This is a genomic window from Streptomyces sp. NPDC091271 (genome assembly GCF_044757505.1).
Taxonomy (GTDB): domain Bacteria; phylum Actinomycetota; class Actinomycetes; order Streptomycetales; family Streptomycetaceae; genus Streptomyces.
The window spans coordinates 435,536-448,253 of the sequence record NZ_JBIVVD010000004.1 but is presented as its reverse complement, the minus strand read 5'-3'; the positions used below and the strand labels follow the sequence as shown (position 1 = coordinate 448,253).

Here is a 12,718-nt window from a genome sequence, read left to right as displayed (position 1 = left end):
GGCGGCTCCATCCGGCCCGTTCACATCTTTCCGGGAAAATCTTCGACACTCGGTGGCATTACTTCCAGAAAGCGGGGCATGCGCCCGTCACTGCACCGGACACCAGGGAGGGCGACACCATGACGGCCATGTCAGTGCGAACCACCGAAGCGGTCGGCAGCGCGGCCACGCGATGTGACGAGGTGGGTTCGGTTTCCGACGCGGCTGCGCTTCCGTGGATCGAGGACGCGGGCAAGGTGGCGCCGCAGGACGCCAGGGCCATGTCGAAGCTCTTCTTCGACCGGCTCCAGGTTCTCGAGGAGGGAACCCACGAATACCAGTACGCCCGCAACACCCTGATCGAGATGAATCTCTCGCTGGTGCGCTTCGCCGCCTCGCGGTTCCGCAACCGGGGCGGTGACGACACCGAGGACATCATCCAGGTGGGGACGATCGGCCTGATCAAGGCGATCGACCGGTTCGACCTCTCGCGCGAGGTCGAGTTCGCGACCTTCGCGGTGCCGTACATCGTCGGTGAGATCAAGCGGTTCTTCCGCGATACGACCTGGTCCGTGCATGTGCCGCGCCGTCTGCAGGAACTGCGGGTCGAGCTGGCCAAGGCCAAGGAGCAGCTGTCGGCGAAGCTCGACCGCGACCCGACGGTCGCGGAGCTCGCCGCTCACCTCGATCTCCCCGAGGAGGAGATCATCGAGGGTCTGGTCGCGGCCAACGGTTACTCGGCGGGCTCGCTGGACACTCCCAACGCGGACAGCGAGTCGGGCAGCGACCAGCGCGCCTACGCCGATCTCCTGGGCGACGACGACCCGGGGATGGAGAGCGTCGAGAATCTGCACACCCTGGCTCCGCTGCTGCGGCAGCTGGACGACCGGGAGCGCAAGATCGTCCGTATGCGCTTCGGTCAGGAGATGACGCAGGCGCAGATCGGCGCGGAGCTCGGCGTTTCCCAGATGCATGTGTCGCGCCTGCTCAGCAGGATCGTCCAGCGTCTTCGCGCGGGCATGAGCGTGGAGGCCTGACGCACGGCGCACGGCGCACGCAACTGAACGACGGAGGCCCGGCCTAGTGCCGGGCCTCCGTCACATATGCTTCACGCCGATACGGCGCCGTGGGTTTCTGTGCCGTCCGTCGGAAGGGGTGGAGTGTGACCGAGTCACCGTTGGGCACCTCTGCGCGTATGCAGCAGCTCAGCGGAATCCCGGAGCAGCAGAGGGGTCTGACCGCCACCGACACGTCCGTCTGGGACGTCGACGCGGTCCTGCTCCTGGTCGAGGACGACGCCGGAGACGCACTGCTGGTCGAGGAGATGCTCACCGACAGCGAGCTGGAGGCCCCGCTCACGTGGTGCAAGACGCTGGCCGAGGCGCGGCGGTTCCTGCTGGACTGCGGAACATCCGTCTGTGTCCTGCTGGATCTGCACCTGCCCGATGTGAACGGCCTCGACGCCGTCCGTCAGCTCGTCGAGTCCGCCCCTGACGCGGCCGTCATCGTGCTGACGGGTCTGGCGGAGTCGGAGACCGGACTGTCCGCGGTCGCGCAGGGCGCGCAGGACTACCTCGTAAAGGGCCGGATCGAACCCGAGATGCTGGGCCGTGCGATCCGCTACGCCCTCCAGCGCAAGCACGCCGAGCGGTCGGCGTCCTCGATGCGGACCAGTCGGCTGATCGCGCAGGAGAACGCCCGGCTGGAGCGGGCCTTGCTGCCCATTCCCCTGCTGTCGGACGACAGCTTCCGGGTGGCCGCGCGCTACGAGGCCGGGCGTGCGCACGGGCTGCTGAGCGGCGACTTCTACGACGTGGTCCAGACCGCCGACGGCGCGGTGCACGCGGTGATCGGCGATGTGTCGGGGCACGGTGCCGCGGAGGCCGCCCTGGGTGTCTGTCTGCGGGTCGCCTGGCGCACGGCCGTACTGACCGGTGTCACACAGCTCGAGAAGATCGGTCTGCTGGAAGGCATACTCGTCGCCGAGCGGTCGGATCCCCATGTGTTCGCCACCGTGACCACGCTCGTCTTCCCGCCGAGCCGGGACAAGGTACTCGTCGCGCGGGCCGGGCATCCCGGGCTGCTGATGCGGCGTGGCAGGGATGTCGCCTGGGTGGAGCCCGACGCGGGCATGGCCCTCGGGCTGCTGCCCGGTGCCGGCCGCTGGACGATCACGGAGCTGGAGCTCTTCCCCGACAGCGAACTCGTCCTCTTCACCGACGGCCTGTTCGAAGGGCGCACGGGGCCCAAGACACGGCTGGGCGAGGAAGGCCTGCTGGCCATGGCCGGCGCGTACGGCTCGCTCGAACCCCGTGCGTTCGTCGACGCGCTGGTCGCCGAAGCCACCGAGAGCGCCTCTCCGTACGGTGGACTGGCCGATGACGTCGCCGTCCTCCATCTGGGCTGGAAGGCGGGCTCATGAGCGCGAAGGAACCGAAGGCGGGACGGACCGGCCCGATATCCCGGCTGTCGGTGCAGAACTGGGTCCACCTGATCCTGGCCGGCTTCGTGCTGGTGGTCTGCGGGTGCCTCGTCGTGGGCGGGCTCGTCCTCTCCCGCATCTCCGACCGGACCACCGATCTGGTGGACCGTATCCAGCCCGCCCGCTCCGCTTCGTTCCAGCTGCAGAGCTCGCTCCTCGACCAGGAGACCGGGGTACGCGGCTACGCGCTCACCGGGGACGACTCCTTCCTGGATCCCTACGAGAAGGGCGTGCGGGCCGAACGGGAGCGGCTGGCCCGGGTGCGCTCGCTCATGGGGGCCGGAGAGCCGTACGCCGAGGACCTGGACCGGATCGAGCGGGCCTCCCAGCAGTGGCGGACCCTTCGGGCGGAGCCGCTGATCGCGGCTGTGCGGGCGAACGGGCCCGCCGGTGAGTCCTCGGCACCGATCCTGCGGAGCAAGGCGGACTTCGACGCCCTGCGCGCTCTTTACACCACCCAGCAGAGTCACCTGGACGACGCGCGTGACGCGGCCCGCGCCGAGTTGGGTGACGCGCGCACGACCCGCGACCGGGTGCTCATCACCCTGGTGATCGGCTTCGTGCTGGCCGTCGTGGCGCTGAGCCTGCTGCTGCACCGCGTCGTCGGCCGGCCTCTGGCGGAGCTGACGGCCGTGTCGAACCGGGTGCGGTCGGGCGCCTTCACCGGCAGGATCGAGGTCCGCGGCCCGTCGGATGTCAGGGCGGTGGCCGCGGCGGCCGAGGAGATGCGCCGGCGCCTGGCCGCCGATCTGGCCGAGTCCAAGGAGCGGGAGACGCTGCTGGACGAGCAGACCACGGAGCTGCGCCGGTCCAATTCCGAACTGGAACAGTTCGCCTACGTGGCCTCGCACGACCTCCAGGAGCCGCTGCGGAAGGTGGCCTCCTTCTGCCAGCTGCTGGAGAAGCGGTACAGCTCGGAGCTGGACGAACGCGGCCGGCAGTACATCGACTTCGCGGTCGACGGTGCCAAGCGGATGCAGGTCCTCATCAACGACCTGCTGACCTTCTCCCGGGTGGGCCGGGTTCAGCAGAGCTGGAAGCCCGTGGACCTCGACGCCGCCCTGGACCGGGCCCTGTCCAATCTCACCCTGGTCATCGAGGAGTCCGGAGCCGTCATCGAACGCGAGGATCCGATGCCGGAGCTGCTGGGGGACCCGACGTCGCTCACCATGGTGTGGCAGAACCTCGTCGGGAACGCTGTCAAGTTCCGTCGGCATGACGTGCCGTGCCGGATCACCCTCACGTGTGTCCGGGAGGGCGACGACTGGCATCTGACGGTCGCCGACAACGGCATCGGGATCCCGCCGGAATTCGCGGACAAGGTCTTCGTCATCTTCCAGCGCCTGCACGCCCGCGACGAGTACGAGGGGACCGGGATCGGGCTCGCCCTCTGCCGCAAGATCATCGAATTCCACGGTGGCCGGATCTGGCTGGACCCGGAGCCGGCCGAGGGGACGCTGATCCACTTCACCCTCCCCGTCCTGCCTGAGGCACCCACGCACACCACGGCGGAGCTCCTCGCCCCTGCCGCGCTCACCCCCCGGTCGGGAGACCCGCTGTGAACGACGCCGTCAAGCCCATCGAAGTCCTGCTCGTCGAGGACGATCCCGGCGACGAACTGATGACCCGTGAGGCGTTCGAGGACAACAAGATCCGCAACACCCTCCATGTGGTCCGCGACGGACAGGAGGCGCTGGACTTCCTGTACCGCCAGGGTGAGTACGGGGACGCGCCACGCCCGGACCTGGTCCTTCTCGACCTGAACCTGCCGAAGTACGACGGCCGGCAGGTGCTCGAGCGGATCAAGACCGACCCGGAACTGGCGCTGATCCCGGTCGTGGTCCTCACCACCTCCTCGGCCGAGGAGGACATCCTCCGCAGCTACAAGCTGCACGCGAACGCCTATGTCACCAAGCCGGTCGACCTGGAGCAGTTCATCGGGGCGGTGCGCCAGATCGACGACTTCTTCGTGAGCGTGGTCCGGCTGCCCCGGCACGCGTAAGATCTGCAGAGATCCCCCGGAGTGGGATCTCTCGGCGCGGGTAGACGAACGGCGAGAAGAGGTCCACGACCTCCCCTGCGGCGCCCTGGCTGGAGCACATGAACGAACAGGCCACCTCACGGCCGGACGACCCCTTCCAGGGGTCACCGTCCACGGAGGTTCTGCTCACCGCCGAGGTGTTCGACGGCGAGCCCGGGTGCATCGCACAGGCCCGGGCGCTCGCCGACCGTTTTCTGGCACGGCTCGTGGCGGAGTGGCTGGCGGTCCTCGGTGAGCACACCCGAAGTGATCTGATGCTGGCGGTCAGCGAGCTCGTCACCAACGCGGACCGCTACAGCCACGGCCCGTATCTGCTGGAGCTGGAGGGCGACGCGCGGCGCATCAGCGTCACGGTGTACGACAGCAGCACGGCGCTCCCGGTGCTCTACTCCCCCGACCCGGCCCGTCTCGGCGGTCACGGCATGGAGATCGTGGTCGCGCTCTGCGACAGGGTCACCGCGGAGCGGGTGCCCGTCGGCAAACGCATCCGTGCCGAGTTCATGCTCAGCATCTGAGCGGCTTCGACGGCGGCACGGCCCCCTTTCGGGAACGACGGAAGATCCGGCGCGTTCCGGACACGCGACGCGGTGGTACGACAGCGTGGCGTCACCTCCCCGGTGAACTTCTGAGCCCTCGGGCAAGGCGGACTACCGTCGGGAGGAGGACCCTGGAGGGATGGACGTACTACCGGAGCAGTACGCCGAATCGCCGCCTCAGGGACGACGACGCGGCGGCTCCGACGGGACATCGTGGTGTACATGAGTTCCCTCGCGCTTTCCGTGCTGCTGTCACTGGTCTCCGCGGTCGCCTACGCGGCCGGGGCGATCGTCCAGGAGCGCGTGGCCGCGGCCGGTGACAGCCGCCCGTACGCACCCCTGCGCAACGGCACCTGGTGGGTGGCTGTGGCGCTCAACGGTGTGGGAGCGGTGCTGCACGTCGTGGCGCTGGCGTACGGGCCGCTCAGCCTCGTACAGCCCCTCGGCGCCCTGACGATCGTCTTCGCGCTGCCGATGGCGGCGGTCTTCGTCCGCCGCCGGGCGGGACGGACGGCCTGGCGCGGCGCCCTGATGGCCACGGTCGGTCTCGCCGGGCTCCTGGCCCTCACGGGGAGCGCCGGGTCCCACACGCTGGCCGGGCCTGAGCAGCTGATGCTCGCGGCCGGGACGTCCGGTGCCGTGGTGGTCCTCCTGGTCCTCGCCAAGGGGCTGCACCGGCCGATGCTGCGCAGTGTGGTGCTGGCCGTCGGGGCCGGCGTCGCCTTCGGTATGGCGTCGGTGTTCACCAAGACCGTGGCCGTGGAGTGGACCTCCGGCTCGGTGACGTCCGGGGTGCCGACGCTGCTGGTGATCGCGGGGCTCGCAGCCGCGGGGCTGCTGCTCTCCCAGGCCGCGTACCGGGGTGCCGGGCTGACGGCGCCACTGGCGACGGTCACCGTGGTCAACCCGGTCGTGGCGGCCGCCGTGGGCATCACGATGTTCGGGGAGCAGTTCCGTTACGGCATGACGGGCACCCTGCTCGCCCTCGGCTGCGGTGCGCTGGCGGCGGCCGGTCTGGTGCTGCTGACCACGGAGCGAGTGGGGGCCGAGCGGCGTGCGGCGGAGCGGGAGGAGTCCCGGGAGCCCACGCCGGAGGACGGCGGCGGCACCCCGGACGTGCCTCGTACCGTGGTGCTGCCGGAGCCGGCTAAGCCCGCGACTGCGCAGGGGGCAGCGGTACTGCCGGACCCTTTTCCGGCCCCCACGGCGCTCTCCCTACCGCTGACACTGCCGTTGGACCATGGGGGCGGGCGCGTGGAGTTCGGCGGCAGCCGGCCCGCCGCCGGCTCTGCTCGCCGAGATGACTTAGAGGGCCGGACGGGGGCCGTTCAGACGCTGACGCCGCCGGCCCTGAGGTAGGCCAGGGGGTCGATGTCGGATCCGTAGCCGGGGCCGGTGCGGATCTCGAAGTGCAGGTGCGGGCCGGTGCTGTTGCCGGTGGATCCCGATCGGGCGATCCGCTGGCCGCTGCCGACCTGCTGGCCCTCGCGCACGTGGAGCGAGGAGAGGTGCGCGTACTGGCTGTATTTGCCGTCGCTGTGCCGGATGACTATCTCGTAGCCGTACGCGCCTGCCCAGCCGGCCGAGACGACCTTCCCGGAGGCCACGGCCTTCACGGAGGTGCCGGTGGACACCGGGAAGTCGACGCCCGTGTGGTAGCCGCTGGACCATGAACCGGCTTGGTGGTACGGCGTTCCGGTGCGGGCGGACACGGGGGCGGTGAGGGCGGACCGCGGCTTGGACGCCTTCTTCTCGGGCTGGGCCGCGGGCTTCGCCGCCGGCTTGGGCCGGGCCTTCTCCGTGGCCTTGGGAGCGGCGGCCCGGGGCGCCGCCTTCTCCCTGGCTTTGGGGGCGGCGGCCCGGGGCGCCGCTTTCTCCGTGGCTTTGGGGGCCGTCTGCTGCTTCGGGGCTGTCCTCTGCTGCTCCGGGGCCGCTTTCTGCTCGGGTGCGGCGGCCGGGGGCGCCCCGGCGACGTCGAGGGTCAGCCGCTGACCCGGGTAGATGAGGTCGGGATCGGCGCCCACCACGGTGCGATTGGCCGTGTACAGCCGCTGCCAGCCGCCCTGGACCCGCTCGGCGGACGCGATGCCGGAGAGGGAATCACCGCGCGCGACGGTGTACGACTCGCGCTGACCGGGCACGGCGGTGGGCGACGCCTTCGCCGCCGCGGCCTCGGCGGCCTTCTTCGCCGGGCCGGACTTGTCCTGCCCGGTGGCCTCGACGGCGACCTGGCGCTGCGACTGCGGGGCGATGTCGGGTGCGTCGCCGCCCTGCTTCAGTCCGGCCCGCACGGAACACGTCGGCCAGGCTCCCGGCCCCTGCCCGCCGAGCACCTTCTCGGCGACCGCTATCTGCTGGTCCTTGGTCGCCAGATCGGCCCGCGCGGCGTAGGCCGTGCCGCCGTACGCCGCCCAGGTCGACCGGGTGAACTGGAGACCCCCGTAGTAGCCGTTACCCGTGTTGATGTGCCAGTTGCCCGTCGACTCGCAGGCGGCGACCTTCTCCCACACATCGGTCGAGGCAGCTCCGGCCGAGGCAGCCGTGAGGAGCGGGAGCGCGATTCCCGCGCCTCCCGCCGTCACCGTGAGCGAGGCACGGTTGATCCGGCTGGGCTGGTATCTGCGGTGCCGTCCGTTCGCGGCCATGATCAGGCTCCCCCACTGCAGTAGGACACGTCGCAAGCGGCCAACTTATGGGCATACAAAGGGCGGTGACAAGTGAACAGTTGCCGCACCCCGCCCGCGCGCCCCGGCGCACCACCCCGAGGGCCGGGGCCGCTCCCGCTGTCCGACCTCTACCGCAACCATGGGAGAGCGCTCTATCCAGCGCCGTTCCTGATGCTATAAATGCCCTCATGACGGATGCTCTGCGACCACCCGGTGCGGCGCCCACCCTGGAGGACGTGGCGCGGGCGGCCGGGGTCTCACGCGCGACGGTCTCGCGGGTCGTCAACGGGGTACGCAACGTCGACCCGGCGATCCAGGAGGCCGTCCGGCAGGCGGTGTCGGTCACCGGTTACGCACCCAACCGCGCGGCCCGCTCGCTGGTGACCCGGCGCACGGGCGCCGTCGTCCTGGTGGTGTCGGGTGCGGGGGTGGAGCCGGAGGGAGAAGAACCCGCCGAGGAGGGGTCCTTCACCGCCCAGGTCTTCGCCGACCCGTTCTTCGGCAGGGTGGTGACGGGAATCGTCAACTATCTGCGGCCGCGCGGGATGCACCCGGTGCTGATGTTCGCCGAGACCTCGCGGGCCCGGGACGAGGTGGTGGCGTATCTACGGCAGGGCAGCGCCGACGGGGCGCTGATCGTGTCGACCCACGCGCAGGACCCGCTGCCCGGCCTGATCACTGATGCGGGGCTGTCCGCCGTGCTGTTCGCGCGTCCTGCCCGGCCGGTACGGATCAGCTATGTCGACCTGGCCCACCGGGACGGTGCCCGGCTGGCCGCCGAGCATCTGCTGGCGCGCGGCTGCCGCCGGATCGCCACCATCAGCGGGCCGCTGAACGTCCCCGCGGGGCAGGAGAGGCTCGCGGGATTCCGGGACGCGATGGCGCAGCACGGGCATGCCGATGTCCCGGTGGCCGAGGGGCAGTTCACCCAGGAGAGCGGCGAGGCCGCGATGGAGCGACTGCTGGCTGAGCAGCCCGCCCTGGACGGGGTGTTCGCGGGGAACGACCTGATGGCGATGGGTGCGTGCCATGTGTTGCGGGAGCGCGGCAGGCGAGTGCCCGAGGATGTCGCCGTGATCGGTTTCGACGACAGCAGCGCCGCCTCGGCCTGCCGCCCGCCGCTCACGACGGTGCGGCAGCCCGTGGAGGACATGGCGGCGGAGATGGCCGGTCTGCTGCTGGCCCGACTGGCGGCACCGGACCGGCCCACGACGTCGGTGATCTTCGAACCGGTGCTGGTGCTGAGGGACTCCGCCTGAGAGACCACGACGCCTGGCGGGGACACGTCCTGCGGGTTCCCGACTCCTACCGGGGGCGCATCAGGTGCAGGTCCTCCCCCCACGCGTCCAGGACGGCCCCGTGCCCGGCTCGCCGGGCCATCGCCTCGGCGCGGGCGAAGAGACGACGCTGTGCGGACACGTCGCCCGTCCGCGACACGAGGTCCACGGCGTCGAGCAGCACGTCCGTCTCCCAACCGGGAAGCGGGAACCGGGCGAGCTCCCACTCCAGGTACTTGTTGTACGGGCGAGGCCGGCGATCGAGCGCGAAGAGGGTCTCCAGCAGGAACCGGATGCTGTCGGCGGCGTCGAGCCGTGCCGCCGGCGCCTGCCCGTCGCGGTCGTTCTTGAGCGAGCGGTAGAGGGAGTTGGCATAGGCGTCGAGCCACTCACCGGCTGCCAGGTGCGCCTCGGCGGCGTCGATCCGGGCCTTCGCGGCCTGGATCCTGGCGATGCCTCCGTCGAGCCGGTCGAGCACGATCCGGGCACGGGCCAGGGCATACCGCTCGAACCCCGGCATGCCGACGGCACGGAACTCCTCGACGGAGACGAGGACGAGGTCGAGTTGTGCCGTGCGGTGGCCGGCGTGGCGGGTGAGAGCCGTTCGTGCCCCGTCGGCGAGGACGACGTACAGGTCGTGGTCGGAGTGCTCGGTGGCCATGCCCTCGGGGGCCCGGGAACCTTTGCCGGACGAGGCCGGCCACACCTGGGTCGGCGGTGGCCTGTGCGACGAAGGAGTCATAGGTGAGAGGCGGTTCAGCAGTCATTGCGTGATCTCCGGTGAGGTGGCGACGGGAATGCCGGAGGGCGCCCCGTCGGCCGGGGCGCCCGCACCGTCCGCGGCGGCACTCGGCCGCCGCCCGGAAGCTCAACGCATCGGCAGACCCTACCGCCGTGCCCGCCGGGAGGGGCCGGCCGGGCGGGCACGGGTCACCCCGCCATGGTCCGGCCGCGGCCCGTCGCCACCCGGCCCGGCAGCCCCACCTGCCGGTGTCCGGGGGCATCTGCCGTTCGGCACACCACCGGAGGGGCGATCGGACGTGTGAGGTCAGGCGCATATGCTCACCGTATGGAGCAGAGCGAAGTCCTGAAGCGAGTGATCGGCATCCTCACGGAGGCGGGCGAGATGCAGCGCCACGCCGAGGAGGAGACGGGCGGTGGCGACCCCGCGGCGGGCGAGAACATGGTGACGACCCTCCTCAACGAGACGATGCCGCACATCGCCATCCCCTCCGACGCCACCGTCGAGGAGATGGCCGCCCTGGTGGGACGCGAGGTCGGCGGCGCCGTCGAACAGCTGGTCGGAGCGTTCACGCTGGCCTTCATCGCGCTCGCCCAGATCCACGACTCCGGGCAGGAGGACGTGACTTCTGCCGACGTGCTGCAGGATCTTGCCCTGCGGGCCGAGGAACTGAGCTCGGGCGACGAGGGCCCGGAGGGATCTGCCTGACGGTGAGGGCGTGCGGCGGGCCCGATGTGACCGTCACACGATCGGCTCGTTTGCCGGGGTGACGGTTCTCTGCCCACGGCTCGGAAGGCCCCCACCCCATGCCGCTCCATCCCCCGCCGCTTCGCATCCCCGGTACCGGCGCGCACCTCGGTGTGAAAGAGGCCGAGGCGGCGCTCGTCGAGCACTACCCGCGCCTCGTGCGCCTGGCCTATCTCACGCTGCCGCCGGGCCTCGGCCGGCACCGCAGGGTGCTCGCGGCGCACGCCGCGGTACAACGCGCCCTGCACGGCAGGGCGCTCCCCGTCCGAGGGCCTGGCACGGCAGGCGTCCCCGCCCCTCGCTCCGCCGGGCGCACGGGCGACGGCCCGCACACGCCCGCCTATGCCGGAGTGCGCCTGCGGGTGGTGCGTTCCGCGCTGGCGTACGGGCGGAGGCCACGCTGGTGGCCGGGCCGGGTGCCCGCACCGGCGGCTCTCCGCCCCTCGGCGCCGGTCGTACGGGGACTCCGGCTCTTCCCGCGTGCCGGCGGGACGGACGAGTTCGCCCTGGACCGTGCGCTGGCGGATGTTCCGGCGCCTGTCCGGGGGGCATTGGGCCTGCTCCTGCTGGAGTCGTTGTCCGGCGAAAGCACCGGAGAACTGCTCGCCGGGGCGGGGGTGGCCGATCCGGCCGGCTCCGTGCGCGCCGCCGCGCACGTCGCGGGGAGCGACCACGAGCGGGTCCGGCGCCTGCTGCTGTCGGACGAGTTCGATCCCTGCACGGTGCAGACGCGCCCCGGCGACCTGCTGCGGCGCCGGCACCGGGTGCGGGCGGGGGCGGCGGCTCTGGTGCTCCTCGCGGTGGCGGGGGGCCTGGCGCTCCAGGCCGGATCCGGAGAGGACGATGCCCGGCCCCCGGCCTCCGCCCTGCGCGGGACGGTACCGGGTGGGGCGATCGATCCCGCGGCTCTGGTGCGGACACCTCCGGGGCGGTGGGCGGACACCTCACGCGTGGACTTCAGCGCCTGGCCGCCTCGGGGCAGCCGCACCCAGGACCGTGAGCTCCTGGAGCGTGCCCTGGGAAGCTGGGCCGGTCCCCCGGCCGATGTCAACGTCACCACCACTCCCGGTACCGCCGCGGTGCCTCCGGCCCAGCCCCCTCAGCTGCTCTTCGCCGGCGATCTGGACGGCGAGGCCGTGGTGCTCCTCCACGACGGCGGAGTGCGTGCCGTCCGGTACGCCGAACCACGCTCCGGTGCGGGCGCCGCGACCCTGGACTTCGCCCGGGTCGACGACGCGGACGTCACCACGGCCGCGGCACTCGCCGTGAGCCGCACCGGCACGTCCGCGAGGTATCTGCTGGCGCCGTGGGTGGCGGAGTCGGCCACGCGGGACCTCCTCGCACCCGACGCACCGGCAAGGACGCTGGACGTGGACGGGGACGGAGTGACCGCGGCGGTACCGCGCCCGGAGGAGGGGGGCGCATGCGTGTCCTGGCCCGTGATGCAGCTGCGGTCGTCGGAGAAGATCGTGGAGAAGCACGCGTTCCTCGTCACGGATCTCGGAGACCTCGCTCCGGTGCACCTCACCCACACCCCCGGCCCCGGATCCGGCGCTCCGGCAAGGCAGCCACGTGAGGCGACGGCTGCCGAGGCCCTGGCCGGATGGGCCCGTACGGCGTGCTCACTGCGGGACCTTCGTGATTCAGGGGTGCGGGCGGTGAACAACTGGGAGTTCGCGCAGCAGAGTCTTCCCGGCGCCCGTTCCACGGCCGACTGGGTGTGCACCCGGGCGGACACCTGGCGCGGTCCCGGCCGGGTCCTGGTGCAGTTCGCCCCGGACGCCTCCGCACGGGCCGAGGTGGTGTCCGACCACCGGGACACGGCTCTGTGCAGCCGGTTCGGCCAGCACGTCGTCGCCGGCACCCGCTGGAGGTCGCCTGCCGGGACCTGGTACGTGCTCGCCGCCGGAAGTCGCGCCGTGGAGCGGATCGAGGTGGCGGGTTCCGTGCGCGGAGTTGCCGCCGGCCCGACGCTGGCGGTCCGGGCACCGCAGAACGCCCCGTTCCGGGTGGAGGCGGAACTGCGCGACGGCGGGACGGTGTCCTCGGTCCGGTGACGGGCCGTCGCCGATCAGCGCGGCCCCGCCCCCCACCGTGCACGCGCACGAGTCCGCGGCGGGGCCCCCGGGGCCGGGGGCCCCCCCGGCCCCCCCCCCCCCCCCCGCCGCGGGGGGGGGGGGGGGGGGGGGGATACCGCGGGGGGGCCCCGGCGGGAGACGCCGCACAAGTAGAGCGAGTAGCCCCCACC

General features: G+C 71.8%; 10 protein-coding genes and 1 pseudogene. 9 read left to right on the top strand and 2 right to left on the bottom strand.

The window, feature by feature from the left end; translation table 11 throughout:
* Nucleotides 1–119: 119 nt before the first annotated feature.
* The 6 genes from ACIQM3_RS18585 to ACIQM3_RS18560 all read left to right on the top strand — a co-directional run bounded on the left by ACIQM3_RS18585 (nucleotide 120) and on the right by ACIQM3_RS18560 (nucleotide 6,397).
* A complete protein-coding gene (locus ACIQM3_RS18585) occupies nucleotides 120–1,016 on the top strand; it encodes an RNA polymerase sigma factor SigF (RefSeq protein WP_401625245.1) in 897 nt (298 codons plus the stop codon).
* Nucleotides 1,017–1,174: 158 nt separating this feature from the next.
* Nucleotides 1,175–2,401 carry a PP2C family protein-serine/threonine phosphatase gene (locus ACIQM3_RS18580; protein WP_401626454.1) on the top strand — a complete coding sequence of 409 codons (1,227 nt, stop codon included), beginning with the start codon at nucleotides 1,175–1,177 and terminating at the stop codon, nucleotides 2,399–2,401.
* Nucleotides 2,398–4,023 (top strand): ATP-binding protein, encoded by a 1,626-nt coding sequence (locus ACIQM3_RS18575; RefSeq protein WP_401625242.1) that lies wholly within the window; start codon nucleotides 2,398–2,400, stop codon nucleotides 4,021–4,023. The genes ACIQM3_RS18580 and ACIQM3_RS18575 overlap by 4 nt, the downstream gene beginning before the upstream one ends.
* On the top strand, nucleotides 4,020–4,463 hold the full coding sequence (locus ACIQM3_RS18570; RefSeq protein WP_401517553.1) for a response regulator: 444 nt from the start codon (nucleotides 4,020–4,022) through the stop codon (nucleotides 4,461–4,463). The genes ACIQM3_RS18575 and ACIQM3_RS18570 overlap by 4 nt, the downstream gene beginning before the upstream one ends.
* A gap of 98 nt (nucleotides 4,464–4,561) precedes the next feature.
* Nucleotides 4,562–5,017, top strand: coding sequence for an ATP-binding protein (locus ACIQM3_RS18565; RefSeq protein WP_401625240.1), 456 nt, complete (start codon nucleotides 4,562–4,564; stop codon nucleotides 5,015–5,017).
* Between the two features lie 243 nt (nucleotides 5,018–5,260).
* Nucleotides 5,261–6,397 carry a DMT family transporter gene (locus ACIQM3_RS18560; RefSeq protein WP_401625237.1) on the top strand — a complete coding sequence of 379 codons (1,137 nt, stop codon included), beginning with the start codon at nucleotides 5,261–5,263 and terminating at the stop codon, nucleotides 6,395–6,397.
* Here ACIQM3_RS18560 and ACIQM3_RS18555 read toward each other — a convergent pair.
* On the bottom strand, nucleotides 6,367–7,683 hold the full coding sequence (locus tag ACIQM3_RS18555; protein ID WP_401625234.1) for a transglycosylase family protein: 1,317 nt from the start codon (nucleotides 7,681–7,683) through the stop codon (nucleotides 6,367–6,369). The two genes, ACIQM3_RS18560 and ACIQM3_RS18555, sit on opposite strands and share 31 nt — an antisense overlap.
* A gap of 209 nt (nucleotides 7,684–7,892) precedes the next feature.
* Here ACIQM3_RS18555 and ACIQM3_RS18550 point away from each other — a divergent pair, with 209 nt between their 5' ends.
* Nucleotides 7,893–8,963 (top strand): LacI family DNA-binding transcriptional regulator, encoded by a 1,071-nt coding sequence (locus ACIQM3_RS18550; protein ID WP_401625232.1) that lies wholly within the window; start codon nucleotides 7,893–7,895, stop codon nucleotides 8,961–8,963.
* Nucleotides 8,964–9,009: 46 nt separating this feature from the next.
* Here the strand turns inward: ACIQM3_RS18550 and ACIQM3_RS18545 are convergent.
* Nucleotides 9,010–9,748: pseudogene (locus ACIQM3_RS18545) on the bottom strand (hypothetical protein).
* Between the two features lie 302 nt (nucleotides 9,749–10,050).
* Between ACIQM3_RS18545 and ACIQM3_RS18540 the strand changes: the two are divergent.
* Complete coding sequence (locus ACIQM3_RS18540; protein ID WP_401625229.1) at nucleotides 10,051–10,431, top strand: hypothetical protein; 381 nt, start codon at nucleotides 10,051–10,053, stop codon at nucleotides 10,429–10,431.
* A 98-nt stretch (nucleotides 10,432–10,529) separates the two neighbouring features.
* Nucleotides 10,530–12,527 carry a hypothetical protein gene (locus ACIQM3_RS18535; RefSeq protein ID WP_401625226.1) on the top strand — a complete coding sequence of 666 codons (1,998 nt, stop codon included), beginning with the start codon at nucleotides 10,530–10,532 and terminating at the stop codon, nucleotides 12,525–12,527.
* Nucleotides 12,528–12,718 lie beyond the last annotated feature (191 nt).